Origin of the sequence: Pseudaeromonas paramecii (assembly GCF_039540575.1) — a bacterium.
Lineage (GTDB): Bacteria > Pseudomonadota > Gammaproteobacteria > Enterobacterales > Aeromonadaceae > Pseudaeromonas > Pseudaeromonas paramecii.
In genome coordinates this window covers 114647-131120 of record NZ_BAABFC010000003.1, presented here as the reverse complement: position 1 = coordinate 131120, position 16474 = coordinate 114647, and the positions used below count along the sequence as shown (strand labels likewise).

The 16474-nt window shown below is 63.0% G+C and carries 14 protein-coding genes; 2 read left to right on the top strand and 12 right to left on the bottom strand.

All coding sequences use genetic code 11. The features are described 5' to 3' along the window. Window positions 1-40: 40 nt before the first annotated feature. The 7 genes from guaD to pgi form a co-directional block, all read right to left on the bottom strand. Entirely contained in the window at window positions 41-1351 is a 1311-nt protein-coding gene (gene guaD, locus ABD847_RS03195; protein WP_345009970.1) for a guanine deaminase, read from the bottom strand. 667 nt (window positions 1352-2018) lie between these two features. After that, window positions 2019-3443, bottom strand: a complete 1425-nt coding sequence (locus tag ABD847_RS03190; RefSeq protein ID WP_345009968.1) for a gamma-aminobutyraldehyde dehydrogenase — start codon at window positions 3441-3443, stop codon at window positions 2019-2021. A gap of 35 nt (window positions 3444-3478) precedes the next feature. Beyond that, complete coding sequence (locus ABD847_RS03185; protein WP_345009966.1) at window positions 3479-4288, bottom strand: ABC transporter permease; 810 nt, start codon at window positions 4286-4288, stop codon at window positions 3479-3481. Further along, window positions 4278-5222 (bottom strand): ABC transporter permease, encoded by a 945-nt coding sequence (locus tag ABD847_RS03180; protein ID WP_345009964.1) that lies wholly within the window; start codon window positions 5220-5222, stop codon window positions 4278-4280. Before ABD847_RS03180 ends, ABD847_RS03185 begins: the two co-directional genes overlap by 11 nt. After that, a complete protein-coding gene (locus ABD847_RS03175) occupies window positions 5219-6265 on the bottom strand; it encodes an ABC transporter ATP-binding protein (RefSeq protein ID WP_345009962.1) in 1047 nt (348 codons plus the stop codon). The genes ABD847_RS03180 and ABD847_RS03175 overlap by 4 nt, the downstream gene beginning before the upstream one ends. A gap of 16 nt (window positions 6266-6281) precedes the next feature. Beyond that, window positions 6282-7439 (bottom strand): ABC transporter substrate-binding protein, encoded by a 1158-nt coding sequence (locus ABD847_RS03170; RefSeq protein ID WP_425568367.1) that lies wholly within the window; start codon window positions 7437-7439, stop codon window positions 6282-6284. A 270-nt stretch (window positions 7440-7709) separates the two neighbouring features. Next, window positions 7710-9356 carry a glucose-6-phosphate isomerase gene (gene pgi / locus ABD847_RS03165; protein WP_345009960.1) on the bottom strand — a complete coding sequence of 549 codons (1647 nt, stop codon included), beginning with the start codon at window positions 9354-9356 and terminating at the stop codon, window positions 7710-7712. Window positions 9357-9692: 336 nt separating this feature from the next. On the opposite strand from pgi, the gene trpS reads away from it, so the two are divergent. Next, the gene (trpS, locus tag ABD847_RS03160) at window positions 9693-10694 is read left to right on the top strand and encodes a tryptophan--tRNA ligase (protein ID WP_345009958.1); all 1002 of its coding nucleotides are present in this window, start codon (window positions 9693-9695) and stop codon (window positions 10692-10694) included. A gap of 508 nt (window positions 10695-11202) precedes the next feature. Here trpS and ABD847_RS03155 read toward each other — a convergent pair. The 3 genes from ABD847_RS03155 to ABD847_RS03145 form a co-directional block, all read right to left on the bottom strand. Further along, on the bottom strand, window positions 11203-11526 hold the full coding sequence (locus tag ABD847_RS03155) for a hypothetical protein (RefSeq protein ID WP_345009956.1): 324 nt from the start codon (window positions 11524-11526) through the stop codon (window positions 11203-11205). 148 nt (window positions 11527-11674) lie between these two features. Next, window positions 11675-12166: an arsinothricin resistance N-acetyltransferase ArsN1 family B gene (locus ABD847_RS03150; protein WP_345009954.1), complete on the bottom strand. Its 492-nt coding sequence runs from the start codon at window positions 12164-12166 to the stop codon at window positions 11675-11677. After that, window positions 12166-12651: a GNAT family N-acetyltransferase gene (locus ABD847_RS03145; RefSeq protein WP_345009952.1), complete on the bottom strand. Its 486-nt coding sequence runs from the start codon at window positions 12649-12651 to the stop codon at window positions 12166-12168. The genes ABD847_RS03150 and ABD847_RS03145 overlap by 1 nt, the downstream gene beginning before the upstream one ends. Before the next feature lie 161 nt (window positions 12652-12812). Here ABD847_RS03145 and ABD847_RS03140 point away from each other — a divergent pair, with 161 nt between their 5' ends. Then, complete coding sequence (locus tag ABD847_RS03140; RefSeq protein ID WP_345009950.1) at window positions 12813-13559, top strand: substrate-binding periplasmic protein; 747 nt, start codon at window positions 12813-12815, stop codon at window positions 13557-13559. A 674-nt stretch (window positions 13560-14233) separates the two neighbouring features. Here ABD847_RS03140 and ABD847_RS03135 read toward each other — a convergent pair. Together ABD847_RS03135 and ABD847_RS03130 are read right to left on the bottom strand one after the other, a co-directional pair. Beyond that, window positions 14234-14998 (bottom strand): hypothetical protein, encoded by a 765-nt coding sequence (locus ABD847_RS03135; RefSeq protein ID WP_345009948.1) that lies wholly within the window; start codon window positions 14996-14998, stop codon window positions 14234-14236. 604 nt (window positions 14999-15602) lie between these two features. Further along, complete coding sequence (locus tag ABD847_RS03130; protein ID WP_345009946.1) at window positions 15603-16148, bottom strand: GNAT family N-acetyltransferase; 546 nt, start codon at window positions 16146-16148, stop codon at window positions 15603-15605. Between the last annotated feature and the right edge of the window lie 326 nt (window positions 16149-16474).

Sequence of the window (16474 nt, the reverse complement as noted above, 5' to 3'; positions counted from 1 at the left end):
CGCCCTCGTCTGGTGGTGTGCCGCCCCGGCGGCCGTGGGATCAGCGCGGGGCCGGGCCGAACACCTGACGGCCATCCACATAGGTGGCGGCCACGTTGCGCTCATCCCCCAGCATCATGAGGGCGAACAGGCGATCCGCCAGATCCCGGCTGTTCTCCTGCCGCAGCTGCTGCAATGGGGTGGCGGCCCAGTCAAGCACCACGAAGTCCGCCTCCTTGCCCGGCAGGAAGTTGCCCAGCTTGTCCTCCAGGTAGAGGGCCCGGGCGCCGCCCAGGGTGGCCTGATAGAGGCCTTCGGCGGCGGAGAGCTTCTCGCCCTGCAGCTGCTGCACCTTGTAGCCCTCGTTCAGCGTCTGCAGCAGGGAGAAGCTGGTGCCGGCGCCGATATCGGTGCCCAGCCCCACCCGCACACCGGCGGTCTTGAGCGGGTGCAGGCGGAACAGGCCACTGCCCAGAAACAGGTTGGAGGTGGGACAGAAGGCCACCGCAGAGCCGCTGTCGGCCAGGGTCTGCTGCTCCTTGGCTTCCAGGTGGATGCCGTGGGCAAACACCGCCCGCGGGCCGGTCAGGCCGTAATGGTCATACACATCCAGGTAGCCCTCCCGCTCGGGAAACAGCGACTTGACCCAGGCGATCTCGTTCTGGTTCTCGCTCAGGTGGGTGTGCAGGTAGAGTTCCGGCGTCTCGTGGAACAGCTTGCCGGCGGCCGCCAGCTGGTCCGGGCTGGAGGTGGGGGCGAAGCGCGGCGTCACTGCGTACAGCAGGCGGTTGTGGTGATGCCACTTGGCGATCAGGGCCTGGCTCTGGCGGTAGCCGGACTCGGCGGTGTCGGTGAGGTAGTCCGGCGCGTTGCGATCCATCAGCACCTTGCCGGCGATGAGCCGCATCCGCTTGGCATCCGCCGCGGCGAACAAGGCATCCACCGAGGCCGGATGCACGGTGGCGAACACCAGGGCCGTGGTGGTGCCGTTGCGCAGCAGCTCGTCGATGAAGAAGCTGGCGCGCCGGGCGGCATAGTCCGGATCGGCAAACTTGCGTTCGGTGGGGAAGGTGTAGGTGTTGAGCCACTCCAGCAGCTGCTCGCCGTAGGCGGCCACCATCTCGGTCTGCGGGAAGTGGATATGGGTGTCGATAAAGCCCGGCAGCAGCAGCTTGCCGCGGTAGTCGGTGCGGGGCAGCGCCAGCTCGGCGGCGCTGGCCTCGGCAAACGGCTTGGCACCGACGACTTTGCCGTCCGCGATGATCAGCAGGCCATCGTCCAGATAGTGCTGGGCGGCCGGATCCCGGGTCGGGTCGTCGGTGAAGTGCAGCAGGCTGCCGCGATAGGCGTGGGGTTGGGCGGTTACAGACATGCAGGCTCCCAGGCTGAGCAGGCTCAGCAGAACAAGAAACATCCTTTTCATCGGTGAAATTCCTAAATCAGCGTTATGACGTATCAACGTCTGATTTTTGATGGCGCAGGCGGGAGGGGCGTCATCGTCAGGCGGGGTGTTCCCCTTGGCAGCAGCTTGGCCGGGGCCGGGCTGCCAAGTGACTAAAAATCAGCAAAAGCCAGATGACATTACGGTAGTTGGTAGGCGGCAGTCAAGAATAAATATGTTTTAAATCAATGGGATAAAAACGTTTCCGCGGATGCGGCGAAGCGAGGCGACGGCCTTGCCGTCACCTCGCCTGAGTAACTGATGGGGGTGTCGTTCGGTAACGACTCGCCCGTTTCGCCCTTTGTCGGCAGCCGTTTCAGATCCGCCAGCCGCTGGGCGGGGGCGAGCCAAGGGGGACCATGCCGTCCCCCTTGGCAATCCCTGGCACTCCCTGCCGTCAGGCCCTGCGGGTTCCCTCGCCACTCACTCGGGCACTGGGGGCGTTATCGACGTGCTCCCGGCACGACGATAACTGGCTCGGCGTCCTAGCCTCGCCCCCCGGCCTTTGTTTGCGGCTCGGCCAGACGGAAGGGAGGTTACAAGAGCCGGGGCGTCGTTGCGTCTGGCCTCTCATACCAAGAGCCGCTCAGGGGCAGGGTTACCACTTCACCATCACATGGCGGGCACAGGTGTACTCCTCCAGGGCGTACATGGACATGTCCTTGCCGTAGCCGGATTGCTTGAGACCGCCGTGGGGCATCTCGTTGGTGATCATGAAGTGGGTGTTGATCCAGGTGCAGCCGTACTGCAGCACGGCGGCGGCGGACATGGCCTTGCCCACGTCCTGGGTCCACACCGAGGAGGCCAGGCCGTACTCGGAGTCGTTGGCGAAGGCGATCCCCTGATCCAGATCGTCGATGGCGGTGACGGAGACCACGGGACCGAACACCTCCTTCTGCACGATTTCGTCGGTCTGCAGGGCGCCGGCCACCAGAGTCGGCTGGTAGAAGTAGCCCGGGCCCTCGCCCTTGGCGCCGCCGGTGACGATCTCGATGTGCTTCTGTTCGCGGGCGCGATCCACGAAGCCCACCACACGGTCACGGTGGGCGGCGTAGATGAGCGGGCCCAGCTCTGTGCTGGGGTCATCCTGCAGGCCCATCTTCAGGGAGCCGATGGCACTGCCCAGATCCGCGACCAGCTTGTCGTAGATGCCCTTCTGGGCATAGATGCGGCAGGCGGCGGTGCAGTCCTGGCCGGCGTTGTAGAAACCGAAGGCGCGGATGCCGTCCACCACCTCGGCCAGGTTGGCGTCATCCAGCACTATCACCGGCGCCTTGCCACCCAGCTCCATATGGGTGCGTTTGAGGGTCTGTGCGGCGCTTTCTACCAGTCGCTTGCCGGTGGGGATGGAACCGGTCAGGGAGACCATGCGCACCTTGGGATGGCTCACCAGGGGCGCACCGACCTCGGCACCGCGGCCGTGTACCACGTTCACCACGCCGGCCGGCAGGCATTCGGCCAGGATGGGCACCAGGGCCAGCGTGGTCAGCGGGGTCACCTCGGAGGGCTTGATGATGACGGTGTTACCGGCGGCCAGGGCCGGGGCCAGCTTCCAGGCGGCCATCTGCAGCGGGTAGTTCCAGGGGGCGATACTGGCCACCACGCCGATGGGGTCGCGGCGGATCATGGAGGTGAAACCCGGGATGTACTCCCCGGCGGAGGAGCCGTTCAGGCAGCGGGCGGCGCCGGCGAAGAAGCGGAAGCAGTCCACCACCGCCGGGATCTCGTCGTTGAGCATGGCGTGGTAGGGCTTGCCGCAGTTGAGGGATTCCAGGCGCGCCAGTTCGGCGCCGTTGCGCTCGATGGCGTCGGCGATGGCCAGCAGGCGGGTGGAACGCTCCCGGGGCGGCAGGGCGGCCCAGGCGGGGAAGGCGGCGTCAGCGGCGGCCACCGCGGCCAGCACCTGTGCCGGCTCCGCTTCGGGGATGGAGACGATGGCCTCCCCGGTGGAGGGGTTGAACACCGGCAGGGCCGGGCCTTGACCGGCGACGACTTGACCGTTGATGAGCAGTTGGATCTGCATAAAGGTTCTCCCTGAACATGAATGGGGGGTGGCGGCTACTTGCTGCTGCCGGCCACCGTCTCTGTGTCTTTGGTTAGATAGTAAGCGGCGAGGATGGGCACGACCGTGGCCAACATCACCAGGAGCGCCACCACATTGGTCACCGGCACGTCCCGCGGCCGGGTCAGTTGCCCCAGCAGCCAGATGGGCAGTGTCTTCTCGTGCCCGGCGGTGAAGGTGGTGACGATGATCTCGTCAAACGATAGTGCAAAGGCCAACAGGCCGCCCGCCAGCAGGGCGGTGGCCAGGTTGGGCAGCACCACGTAGCGGAAGGTCTGCCAGCCGTCGGCCCCCAGGTCCATGGAGGCCTCGATCAGGCTCTGGCTGGTACGGCGAAAGCGTGCCAGCACGTTGTTGAAGACGATGACCACGCAGAAGGTGGCGTGGCTCACCACCAGGGTCAGCATGCCGGGGCTGATGCCCAATGCCTTGAAGCTGCTGAGCAGCGCCAGACCCGTGATGATGCCGGGCAGGGCGATGGGCAGCACCAGCAGCATGTTGAAGGCATCCTTGCCGACAAACTGGTGCCGCCACATGGCCAGGGCCGCTAGCGTGCCCAGCACCAGGGCCAGCACGGTGGCCATGGCCGCCAGCTTCACCGACAGCCAGACCGCCTCCAGTACATCCGGCCGGGAGAGGGCCTTGCCGAACCACTGGAGGGTGAAGCCCTGCAGCGGGAAGCTGAAGGCGGCGCTCTCGGTGTTGAAGGCGTACAGGGCGATCACCACCAGGGGCAGGTGCAGCAGTATCAGGCCTCCCCAGGCCAGCACCTTGAGCAGGGGAGAGGCGGTGCGGTCAGAGTGCATCGAAGGCCCCCAGTCGTTTGGCAAACCACAGGTAGATGGCAATCAGCAGCAGGGGCACCAGGGTGAAGGCGGCGGCCAGCGGCATGTTGCCCACCGCGCCCTGCTGGGTGTAGACCATGGTGCCGATAAACAGCCCGGACGGCCCCACCAGGGTGGGGATGATGTAATCCCCCAGGGTGAGGCAGAAGGTGAAGATGGAGCCGGCCATCACCCCGGGCAGGGCCAGGGGCAGCAGCACTGTGGTCAGCACCTGGCGGGGCTTGGCTCCCAGATCGCTGGCCGCCTGCAGCAGGCTGGGCGGGATGCGCTCCAGCGCCGCCTGGATGGGCAGTATCATGAAGGGCAGCCAGATGTAGCTGAACACCAGGAAGCGGCCCAGGTGCGAGGTGGCTAGCGTGTTGCCGCCGATGGGGGTCTGCAGCAGCCACAGCAGGGCAGGTTCGAGCCCCAGGTGGCTCAGGATCCACTGCAGCAGACCGTCCTTGGCCAGGATGGCGGTCCAGGCGTAGGCCTTGACGATGTAGCTGGCCCACATGGGCAGCATGACGCCGATGTAGAAGCAGGCCTTGATGCGCGGGCTGGCGTACAGCGCCATGTAGAGGGCGATGGGGAAGGCCAGCAGGGCGTCCGCGACGCTCACCACCAGGGCCATGGTGACGGTGCGGATGACGATGTCCAGGTTGCCCGGGGTGAACAGCTGGCGGTAGTTGTCCAGGGTCAGATCCGGCAGCACCGTCATGGTGAAGTCGTCGAAGGTGAAGACGCTCTGCCACAGCAGGCTCAACAGGGAACCCAGGTAGAGGCCGGCAAACCACAGCAGTGGCAGTATGAGGCAGAGCCAGAGCAGGGCGGTGGGGTGCAGGTAGAGCCAGCGGCCCAGCCGCTGCCAGGCCGTCAGGCCAGTTGGGGCCGGGGCGAGGGGGGCGGCGCTCATGGCGCACCCCCTTGTCCATCCTCCTGCCCGTCCTCCCGCAGGGGCACCATGGCCTGGCGGGACCAGCCGCAGGTCAAGCGGGTGCCGGGCTCCGGCAGGGTGACGGTCTCGCCCTCGCCGTGGGGCAACTGCACCGCCAGGGTCTGCTCCTTGCCCAGGTCCAGCTCCAGCCGGCTGTAGGCGCCGTGGTAGTGCACCTGGCGCAACACGCCTTCCACCTGCAGCGGCTGGCTCTGCCAGTCATGCACCAGGTGGACGTGCTCCGGCCGCAGGGCGAAGGGGCGCGCCTCGCCGGTCAGCCGTTCGGCCAGCGGCGCCGCTATGACGTTGGCGCCGCCGACGAAGCGGGCCACGAAGGGGGTCTGGGGCTGGGTGTAGAGCTGCTGGGGGGTGTCCAGCTGCTCGATACGCCCGCGGTTGAACACCGCCACCCGATCGGACATGGAGAGGGCCTCCCCCTGATCATGGGTGACGTAGACGAAGGTGATGCCCAGCTGGCGATGCAGCCGCTTGAGCTCGGACTGCATCTGCTCCCGCAGCTTGAGGTCCAGGGCCCCCAGGGGCTCATCCAGCAGCAGCACCTTGGGGCGGTTCACCAGGGCGCGGGCCAGGGCGACCCGTTGCCGCTGACCGCCGGACAGGGCGGCAGGCTTGCGATCGCCATAGCCGTCCAGCGCCACCATGGCCAGCGCCTCCTCGGCCCGGGCCATGCGATCCCCCCGGCCCATGCCGCGGATCTTCAGGCCGTAGGCCACGTTCTCCCACACCTTGAGGTGGGGGAACAGGGCATAGTCCTGAAATACCGTATTCACGTCCCGCTGGTAGGGTGGCAGGCCCACGGCATTGATGCCGGACAGCCTAACCGCCCCCAGATCCGGTTGCTCGAAGCCGGCCATCAGCCGCAGGCAGGTGGTCTTGCCGGAGCCGGAAGGCCCCAGCATGGAGAAGAACTCTCCCTGCTCGATCTGCAGGCTCACCTTGTCCACGGCCTTGACCTTGCCGTAGTGCCGGCTAACGGCGGAAAACTCGACGGCCCATGTCATGGGTACCCCCTCGCGCTTAGCGACCACCCATGATGGCGATGTAGTCCTGCACCCAGCGGCTGTAGGGCACGCAGGTTCCCTGTTCACACTTGGCCTGGGGCGTCTTCCAGAAGGCGATCTTGTCGAAGTTGTCGTAACCGTTGGTCTGACAACCCCCTTCGCCCAGCAGGCTCGACGCCGTGCAGGCGGCGGGCACCGAGGGCACAGAGCCGAACCAGGCGGCCACGTCACCCTGCACCTTGGGCTCCAGTGACCAGTTCAGCCACTTGTAGGCGCACACCGGGTGGGCCGCCTCGGCATGCAGCATGGTGGTGTCGGCCCAGCCGGTGGCCCCTTCCACCGGAATGGTGGAGGCGATGGCCTGGTTCTCGGCCAGCAGGGTGTTTACCTGGAAGGGCCAGGAGCCGGAGGCCACCACCCCTTCATTCTTGAAGTCGCTCATCTGCACGTTGTAGTCGTGCCAGTAGCGGTGAATGAGCGGATGCTGTTTGCGCACCAGATCCAGTACCGCCTGGTATTGGGGCTCGGTCAGCTCGTAGGGATCCTGGATTCCCAGCTCGGGCTTGGCGTGCTTGAGGTAGAGGGCGGCGTCCGCCAGGTAGATGGCGCCGTCATAGGCCTGCACCCGGCCCTGGTTGGGCTTGCCGTCCGGCAGGGTCTGGGGCTCGAACAGCACGGCCCAGCTGGTGGGGGCCTCCTTGAACACGGCTGTGCTGTACATCAGCACGTTGGGGCCCCACTGGTAGGGGGTGCCGTAGTGCTGGCCGGCCACCGTGTGCCAGGGGGCGTCCTTGAGGCGCGGATCCACCTTGTCCCAGTTGGGGATCAGGCTAGGGTCAATGGGCTGCACCCGCTTGCCGTAGATGAGGCGCAAGGAGGCGTCGCCGGAGGCGGTGACCAGATCGTAGCCACCCTTGGCCATCAGGGAGACCATCTCGTCGGAGGTGGCGGCGGTCTTGACCCGCACCTCACAGCCGGTGGCCTGTTCGAAGCCGGTGACCCAGTCGTAGGCCTTGTCTGTCTCGCCGCGCTCTATGTAGCCGGGCCAGGCGATGATATCCAGCACCCCTTCCCCCTTGCTCATGTCCAGGGCGAAGGCGGGGCCGGCGGCGCAGGCGGCGGCGATCAGGGTAAACAACGGGCGAACAACAGACGGGCAACGAGCTGGGGTCATGGCGTATCCTCCGTGATGGCCGGTGAAATCCGGCGTTCAGGAGAGATGCCATACAAGGGCTGTGCCAGCTTCGCCAAACCCCCATGGTCACAGGCAGGGCCGTGAACTGCACTCAATTGGGGCAGCTTTAGCTTGAACTAATTTGGTGCACCACGAGAGCCGGGTGGGATCCAATTCGGCGCGTTTGGCCGACGGCGGGCAGAAAAAAAACGGAGCCCGAGGGCTCCGTTGTTGGACTGTGGGCGCGGCGCGGGCCGCGCGTCGTCCGGCTTACTTCCAGGCCTTCCAGGTGTTGATCAGGCCGTTGGTGGAGCTGTCGTGGCTGCTGACGGCCTCGCTGGTGTTCAGCTCCGGCAGTATCTTGTTGGCCAGTTGCTTGCCCAGCTCCACGCCCCACTGGTCGAAGGAGAAGATGTTCCAGATGGCGCCTTGTACGAAGATCTTGTGTTCGTACATGGCGATCAGGGCACCCAGCACCTTGGGGGTCAGGCTCTTGAAGAGGATTGAGTTGGTCGGACGGTTGCCCTCAAACACCTTGAAGGGCACCAGATCCTTGACCTGCTCGAGCGTCTTGCCGGCGGCGATGAACTCGGCTTCCACCTGTTCCTTGCTCTTGCCGAAGGCCAGGGCCTCGGTCTGGGCGAAGAAGTTGGCCAGCAGCTTGGGATGGTGATCGCCAATCGGGTTGTGGCTCACGGCCGGGGCCAGGAAGTCACAGGGGATCAGCTTGGTGCCCTGGTGGATCAGCTGGTAGAAGGCGTGTTGGCCGTTGGTGCCCGGCTCACCCCAGATGATGGGGCCGGTCTGGTAGTCCACCGGATTGCCGTTGCGATCCACGTACTTGCCGTTGGACTCCATGTTGCCCTGCTGGAAGTAGGCGGGGAACCGGTGCATGTACTGGTCGTAGGGCAGGATGGCTTCGGACTCGGCGCCGTAGAAGTTGTTGTACCACAGGCCGATCAGGGCCAGCAGCACCGGCACGTTCTGGGCGAAGTCGGCGGTGGCGAAGTGCATGTCCATCTCGAAGGCGCCTTGCAGCAGGGCTTCGAAGTTGTCGAACCCGACGGACAGGGCGATGGGCATGCCGATGGCAGACCAGGAGGAGTAGCGACCGCCCACCCAGTCCCAGAATTCGAACATGTTGTCGGTGTCGATGCCGAACTCGGCCACGGCCTTGCCGTTGGTGGACAGGGCGGCGAAGTGCTTGGCCACGTGAGCCTTGTCACCGGCGGTCTTGATGAACCAATCCCGGGCGGTCAGGGCGTTGGTCATGGTCTCCTGGGTGGTGAAGGTCTTGGAGGCCACCAGGAACAGGGTGGTTTCTGGATCGATCTTCTTCAGGGTTTCGGCGATGTGGGTGCCGTCCACGTTGGAGACGAAGTGCATCTCCAGGTGGTTCTTGTAGGGGCGCAGGGCCTCGGTGATCATCACGGGGCCCAGGTCGGAACCGCCGATGCCGATGTTGACCACGTGCTGAATGGTCTTGCCGGTGTAACCCTTCCACTCGCCGGAGATGATCTTGGCGCAGAAGCCCTTCATCTTTTCCAGCACGGCCTTCACTTCCGGCATCACGTCCTTGCCATCGACCAGGATTTCCCGGTCGGCGCGGTTACGCAGGGCCACGTGCAGCACGGCACGATCTTCGGTTTTGTTGATCTTCTCGCCGTTGAACATGGCGTCGATGGCGGCGGCCAGATCGGTTTCCTTGGCCAGATCGATGAGCAGACCCAGGGTCTCTTCGCTGATCAGGTTCTTGGAGTAGTCCACCAGGATGTCGGAGCCGAAGGTGGTGGAGAACTTGTCGAAACGGGCCGGATCGGCTGCGAACAGATCCTTGAGCTGGCGATCCTGGTTGGCGGCGAAGTGCGCTTCCAGCGCTTTCCAGGCCTTGGTCTGGGTCGGATTGATGTTTTTCATCGGTTTAAGTTCCTAAGAGTCGAGGGTTAAAACCTGCTGTCCCGGGCACGGGCCCGCCCGGGGCGAAAACCGGCGATAGTTTACACGTTTTTATCGCCGGATCCGCAATGCTGCGGCCCCGCTCACCCTCGGCGGGATTCTTTCTTGATCCCGCGCAGGTTGCGGGTGTAGCGTGGGCCCATGCAAATGCAACCGGGTTTCTCCTCATCCTGTGCGTGGTGGCGCCGCTTCTAGCGGCGGCCAGGAGAAACCACATCCGATTTTCCTCACATGCCGCCAATCCGGGCGGCATTTTTTTGGGCTCGGATTGGCGCCGTTACTGTCAAGGAGACAGTCATGCGTCAGACCATTCTCACCGGGGATCGCCCCACCGGCCCCCTGCATCTGGGTCACTACGTCGGCTCATTGCGCCAGCGGGTCGAACTGCAGGAGCTGCACGACCAGACGGTGCTGGTGGCGGATCTGCAGGGCCTCACCGACAACGGCCACAACCCGGCCAAGATCAGCGAGAACATACTCAACGTGGTGGCGGACTACCTGGCGGTGGGTATCGATCCGGCCAAGACCACCCTCTGCCTGCAGTCGGCCCTGCCGGCCCTCTCCGAGCTGACCCTGTACTACCTCAACCTGGTGACCGTCTCCCGCCTGGAGCGCAACCCCACGGTGAAGAACGAGATCGCCCAGAAGGGCTTCGAGCGTTCGCTGCCGGCGGGCTTTCTCACCTACCCGGTGAGCCAGGCGGCGGACATCACCGCCTTCAGCGCCACCCTGGTGCCGGTGGGGGATGACCAGCTGCCCATGATAGAGCAGACCAACGAGATAGTGCGGGCCTTCAACCGCATCGTCGGCGCACCGGTACTGACCGAATGCCAGGCCCTGCTGGGCAAGGTGAGCCGGCTGCCGGGCATCGACGGCCAGGCCAAGATGTCCAAGTCACTGGGCAACGGCATCACGCTGGGGGCCTCGGCGGACGAGGTGCAGGCGGCGGTGATGAAGATGTACACGGATCCCAACCATTTGCGGGTCAAGGACCCGGGGCAGGTGGCGGGCAACGTGGTGTTCAGCTACCTGGATGCCTTCTGTGCCGACGAGGCGCGGGTGAGCGAACTCAAGGCCCACTACCAGCGCGGCGGCCTGGGGGATGTGGTGCTCAAACGCCTGCTCAATGACGAGCTGCAGACGTTATTGGCACCGATCCGGGCGCGGCGTGCGGCCTATCTGGCGGACAAGGGCGAGCTGGTCCGGGTGCTGCAACAGGGCACCGACAGGGCGCGGGTCGTGACGGGAGAGCTGGTGGCCCGGGTGCGGCGCGCCCTGGGGCTGGCGTTGCTGGTGTGATGCGCCTTGCGCGGCCGGTCGAAGGATTGCACCTCGCCAAAGCGGGCAGCCAGGGTGGTGGTTTGGCCGTCGGCCTGGCTGGCGACGGCCATGGCGGCACAGAAGCTGGCATGGCGCGCGTAGGCCAGACGGGCCTGATCGATGCGTCGCTCGGCTTCTCGGCGAATCAGGGCATTGGCACTGGTATCGGAGAAGCTGGCCTGCTGGGCTAGCATCCACTGTACAAACTGCTGCCGGCAGCCTCCTTCGTCCTGCTGATGTGCCGCCAGTAGAGGGCCGGGCTGGGTGCCGAGGAGGAGTAGCAATAACAAGGCTCTGGTAGTCATGTCCGGGATCGCAATGCAGGCAAAAGTGAGGGCGACTGGAACAGCGGGTACCGGCGCCGGCCGCGGTTATACGGCAGCAGCGGAGGTGGTGCAAGTGACGAATTGTTAGTCGTGGTCAAACCACTGGCCGGCAATGAAAAATAGTTGGCAGGCCCTGCGGCACGACGCTTTTGGCGAGGGAGCTAACGACGAAAGGCCTGGCTGAAGGCCTGAATCTCGCCTTGCCGGGCGCTGAGATCCCCCGTGCCGGGGGGCTGGCGGGCGGCCACCGCCATGGCGCCGCAGAAGCTGTTCTCCTGGGCGTAGGCGGCGCGGACCTTGTCTATGCTGCGCTCGGCCTGGCGGCGGGACTGGACGCTGGCGCTGCGGTCGGCAAAGCGTACATGCTGTACCAGCATCCAGCGGATAAAACTGGTCTTGCAGTCGGTCTCATCCGCGTGGACGGCCGACGCCACCAGGCTCAAGAGCAGGCACAAGCGGATGCCCAGCAGGCGAGATAACCCCATTTACCACCCAAGACGGCTGAAACTCAGGAGGGATGCCCGTCGGGCATTCCGGTTTCGACCTTTATAAAAATCCGGGTGTAAGCTGGCAAGTCATGGTGTGTAAAGGGAAGTTAAACCTGGTGGTCACCACAACCCCGCCGGCAAGGGATCATGGCGTGGGCAGGCGTAATGCCCAGTAGCCCACATCCTGCCATTGATCCTGTTTGCGTCCTATCTCGGCAAAATGAGCCACCTGCTGGAACCCCAGCTTCTCGTGCAACCGCTGGCTCTTCTCGTTGGGCAGCGTGATGCCGGCGACCACCAGATGCACGGGGTGGCTCGCCAGGGCGGCGAGCAGAGCCCGATAGAGTGCCGCGCCTATGCCTCTGGCATGGCACGCCTTGTCGACATACACGGAGGACTCCACCGAGTGGGCGTAGGCGGCCCGCGCCTTCCAGGGGGTGGCATAGCAATAGCCGAGCACCTGGCCCGCCTCCTCGTACACCAGCCAGGGAAACTGGGCGCTGTAACTCAGGATCCGCTGGCGCATTTCTGCTTCGCTGACGGGGGCTGTCTCGAAGCTGATGGCGGTCGTGGTCACATAGTGGTTATAGATGTGGATGATGGCGGCGGCATCGTCCGGGGTAACGGCTCTGATCATCATGACTCCTGCGTCGGGACGAGTTCGGGCTGTAGCGGCAACCGCATAAAGCAGCTGTGGGGATCGGGGCCGTAGTCGGCAAACGGGCCGCAGGCCACGAAGCCGAACCTGCGGTACAGGCCGTGGGCCGGGGCGAAGAAGGCCTGGCTGCCGGTTTCCAGGTACAGGCGGTGGTAGCCGCGTCGGCGGGCCTCGGCCAACAGGGTCTGCAGCAGGGCCGAGGCGATGCCGCGGCCCCGGCTCTGGGCCCGAGTGCGCATGGACTTGATCTCGCCGCTGTGGGCATCCAGCTGCTTGAGGGCGATGCAGCCTTGGATCTCGCCGCCCTGCCGGGCGCTCCAGAAGGTGATGTTGGGCGCCCGCAGGGCCGCCACATCCAGGGCATGGACACTCTCCGGCGGCGAGTTGGCATGCATGTCCGCCAGGTGGTCTCGAAGCAGGTCAACGACGGCCTGATCCTGCAGCGGGTCTATCTGAATCGTCATGGGGGAACTCCGGTCAGTGGCAGGTTGCGGCTCGTTCGGAACTGTTTGTGTCGGCATGATAGCCTCCTGGTGCCGGGAGGGCGAGCCCTTGCCCGTCTGGTGATATGCTACCAAGATACCTAAATGCTCCGTTCATGGAACACCTATCCTCGGGGGCGTCGATGCGAGCGCTACGCGCGGTAATACTGTTGTGCTGTTTGTTACTGGGCTGGAGTGCCGTCTGCCAGGCCGCGCCGTTGCGGGTGGTGGTCAATCACGCGCCGCCCTACCGCATCGTCGAGCCGCCTTACTTTTCCGGTTACTACATAGATCTGCTGAAACTGGCGGCGGCCGAGGCCGGGCTGGAGGTCGAATTTATCAGCGTGCCGCTCAAGCGCGCCTTTCAGATGCTGGCGCTGGGGGAGGCGGACCTGCTGCTGGGTCCCAACCGGACGCCAGAGCGGGAGGCGTTTCTGGTGTTTTTGCAGGAGGCGCCCTTTCCGGCCGAGGACAAGGTGTTTGTGGTCGCCCATGCCGGCAATCTGATCCGCAACCTGGCGGACCTGCAACACAAGCGGCTCGACGTGCTGGCCGGTGCCGTCTATCACCCGGACATCGACCGGGCCAGCAGTCTGGATAAGCACGAACTCAAGACCTATGAGCAAGGCCTGCAGCGCCTGCTGCGGGATCGCAGCGACGTGGTGATTCTCCCCGAGGCCCAGGCCGACTGGTTGATCCACTCGCTGCAACTGCCGCTGCTCAAGTCGCCCTTTCACCTGCGCGGCTCGCCCTCCTTCATGGCCTGGTCGCGGGTCACCTTTGATGCCGAGCGGGCCCAGCGACTGACCCTCGCCATGCAACGGGTGCTGGCCGGCCCCCAAGGGCTGGGGATCCGGCGACAATACTTCCATCTGCAGACCCGTCAGTAGGGGACAGGGGCTTGCCGCCCCTGGGGGAACCCGGCCGCTTGGCGGAGGCGCATTATCAGCCGCTGTCCCATCCGGCGTTGGCGATGCGGTTAGCCTGGTTTTGTTCGTTACGGTTGGATCGTTCCGCTCGGGGCGGTAACCGTGGAGTTAAGTATCGGGGTTTGCTGGTCCGTTGCGCCCTGACCAGCATCGCTCCTTTCCAGCCTGCCGCTTGGCGGAGGCGCGCAAAGGGGGATTGTGCCATCCCCCTTTGCAATCCCCGGCACTCCCCGCTGTCTGGGCCTGCGGCTACCCTCGTCGTCCTCGGATCACAACGGCCCGCCATCGACGCGTTCCCGACGCGGCGATGCCTGACTCGGCCTCCTGCCTCGTCGCCTGTTCCCCGACTCCTCCTCGGCCAGACAGAGGGGAGACGGAGGGGAGACGGAGCCAATTAGCCAGTTCGCAGGTTTGTGTCGCTGGGAGAGTTGTTTGCTATTCGTGCGATTACGCCAACGCTAATCACACCAACGCGAGCTAATTCTTGATTATCACACCCCCCATATCACGGAGTTAAATTAATCAAGATGATCATTCGAAATAAAAGTGACAGATATCGCGCTCGTACGTACAACAATGACAACTATCCATTACTCCGTACGATGCGCGATTTTTAGCAGGCAAGGAGGTTTCACCTATATCTGTTTATTTAAACTAGCTCTCTTATGTGAGCCTTGCTCTTCAAGTGTGGCATCAGAATAGAGTTTCCTAGCGAAATCAAAAATATCTCTAGAATAGTTAGTCCTTATTTTGGCTTCAAGAGGCTCCACTGTTTTAAGCAGCATATGGCAATGATCAGGACCGATAACCACTCTTACGATGTCATCGTCCACAACCCCCGTCTTATAGAGACGGAACATTTTGTGAAAGATTCCGACAAATTGTCTCCTAGAGTTATCTATCAACTCAAACTGTTCCGATTCTTGATCTGACAATAAATCATTGTCTCTCTTTGTAATTAGTGCTGCATATTTTTCTTGAAAATCAAATTCCCTGCCAAACTTTGAGATGACAATTAGTGCTTTCCTCATTTCCGAAGAGGAAATTTCTGACATGAACGGCATAATTATCTCAAGGCAGATTGCCTTTTTCTGCTGTTCAGCCATATCTTGTTGAGCCTCTGTTGAAGCCTGCATCTCTTGCCTCGATAACTTCAATTCCTCTGATTGCATAAGTAAAGATTCTCTTTGCTGCTGAATGCTAATAATCACAGCTATCAGGGCAAAACCGGAGAAAAAGGCCTCAGCCGCACCAAATATACCACTAAATGGAGCTACTCTCTGAACATCATCTGAGTTAACAACGTGTACAAGTTCAATCACGAATGGAACTGCCCCAAATAGACACCAAAGTGCAAATGCCGCAATAAAGGCAAATATCCATGATGAGCGTTTTTTCATTTTCTTTCCTATCCTTAATCCAGAGTTATCTGAAATATGTGTCTAGTTATTTTATCAGTGACACATGTGCTGTTCATGATCGGAACACAGAGGTGGCGAATACCGACATTGACTTAAACGCAAGACGGTTTTCACCCTGCACTTAACCGGCCAACGATCACACAAGCAACATCGGCTAGCGCGTATATTAACGCGCCTTGAATAAATAGGCAGCCCGCGTAGGTGCGACTAGCGATAGCGTAATCGCACGTATAAATAACCCGAACTACTGTACTCGATCTGCGTCCTATCCTATCTGCCTTTATCCCGTATGGCACCTAGGTTGTTCACATTTGCCCTTCAAAATCAGGCCGGATAAACCGATCTGGCGGCAGACGGCATTGAGACGGCTAACGGGATCAGGCTCCCCTCTGTCTGGCTAAGGAGGAGGCGATGGGCGGGGCAGAGAGGCAGGAGCCCGGAGCGGGTCGTTAGTCAGGGATGACGTCGTAACGGGGGATGGCACAATCCCCCTTTGCGCGCCTCCGCCAAGCGGGAAGCTGTAAAGGCTGGGCGCCGAGTAAGGCGCAACGGACAAACAAAATTCCATAAGCTGCCCCGCCCGCTACGCAACCCTCATATCGGGAATAAACGAATACACATTGGCGTCATGCACCACGCCGCGCAGCACAATCCGGTTCTTCGCGACCCCCTCAAAGCGGGCACCGGCTTTTGCCGCCACCGTGCTGCTGGCCACGTTCTCGACCGCGGCGAACAACTCCAACCGGAGCAGATCCAACACCTGAAAGCCGAAGGGGACCATGGCTCTGACGGCCTCCGTGGCATAGCCCTTATTCTGCTGGGACTGCCGGATCCAATAGCCGATATTGCCCCGCCGGTTTTGCTTATCCACCTCGTTGATGGACACGCTGCCGATCAGGGCATTCGAGTGCTTATCGAACACCCCCAGATCGTAGGAGCGAGAAAACGTAAGGCTTTTCTCACACAGCACAAACCATTCAACCGCATCGGTGAGCGAATAGTCCGGAGTGCACCAATGCAGCCACTGACCGACCGTGTCGACCGACTCAACAACGGCCTCCGCCTGCCCGGCAATGTCGTCCGCCTGATATGGCCGGATAACCAACCGCGATGTGGTGATAGGTAGCATGGCTTGTCTTCTTATCTGGATGATTAAAAACGCCCGCAGGGAGCAATGGCTCGCATTAGAAACAACTCACTTCAACAACCAATCCCCACCGACTGGCTAATTGGATCCGGCTCCCCTCTGTCTGGCCGAGGAGTTCGCGGTGGGCGGGGCGGCGAGGCAGGGAGGCCGAGCCAGTCATCATCACGCATGGAGGCGTGTTGATGACGAGCCCCAAGCCCGGCGAGGACGACGAGGAAAGCCGCAGGCCCAGACAGTTGGGGAGTGCCGGGTTCGCCAAGGGGGCGGCACCAGCCCCCTTGCCGCGCCCCCGCCAAGCGGGAAGCTGG

Excerpts from the sequence above, each read along its gene's own strand:
- guaD (WP_345009970.1), bottom strand. The coding sequence starts at position 1,351 with ATGTCTGTAACCGCCCAACCCCACGCCTATCGCGGCAGCCTGCTGCAC.
- ABD847_RS03190 (WP_345009968.1), bottom strand. The coding sequence starts at position 3,443 with ATGCAGATCCAACTGCTCATCAACGGTCAAGTCGTCGCCGGTCAAGGC.
- ABD847_RS03185 (WP_345009966.1), bottom strand. The coding sequence starts at position 4,288 with ATGCACTCTGACCGCACCGCCTCTCCCCTGCTCAAGGTGCTGGCCTGG.
- ABD847_RS03180 (WP_345009964.1), bottom strand. The coding sequence starts at position 5,222 with ATGAGCGCCGCCCCCCTCGCCCCGGCCCCAACTGGCCTGACGGCCTGG.
- ABD847_RS03175 (WP_345009962.1), bottom strand. The coding sequence starts at position 6,265 with ATGACATGGGCCGTCGAGTTTTCCGCCGTTAGCCGGCACTACGGCAAG.
- ABD847_RS03170 (WP_425568367.1), bottom strand. The coding sequence starts at position 7,439 with ATGACCCCAGCTCGTTGCCCGTCTGTTGTTCGCCCGTTGTTTACCCTG.
- pgi (WP_345009960.1), bottom strand. The coding sequence starts at position 9,356 with ATGAAAAACATCAATCCGACCCAGACCAAGGCCTGGAAAGCGCTGGAA.
- trpS (WP_345009958.1), top strand. The coding sequence starts at position 9,693 with ATGCGTCAGACCATTCTCACCGGGGATCGCCCCACCGGCCCCCTGCAT.
- ABD847_RS03155 (WP_345009956.1), bottom strand. The coding sequence starts at position 11,526 with ATGGGGTTATCTCGCCTGCTGGGCATCCGCTTGTGCCTGCTCTTGAGC.
- ABD847_RS03150 (WP_345009954.1), bottom strand. The coding sequence starts at position 12,166 with ATGATCAGAGCCGTTACCCCGGACGATGCCGCCGCCATCATCCACATC.
- ABD847_RS03145 (WP_345009952.1), bottom strand. The coding sequence starts at position 12,651 with ATGACGATTCAGATAGACCCGCTGCAGGATCAGGCCGTCGTTGACCTG.
- ABD847_RS03140 (WP_345009950.1), top strand. The coding sequence starts at position 12,813 with ATGCGAGCGCTACGCGCGGTAATACTGTTGTGCTGTTTGTTACTGGGC.
- ABD847_RS03135 (WP_345009948.1), bottom strand. The coding sequence starts at position 14,998 with ATGAAAAAACGCTCATCATGGATATTTGCCTTTATTGCGGCATTTGCA.
- ABD847_RS03130 (WP_345009946.1), bottom strand. The coding sequence starts at position 16,148 with ATGCTACCTATCACCACATCGCGGTTGGTTATCCGGCCATATCAGGCG.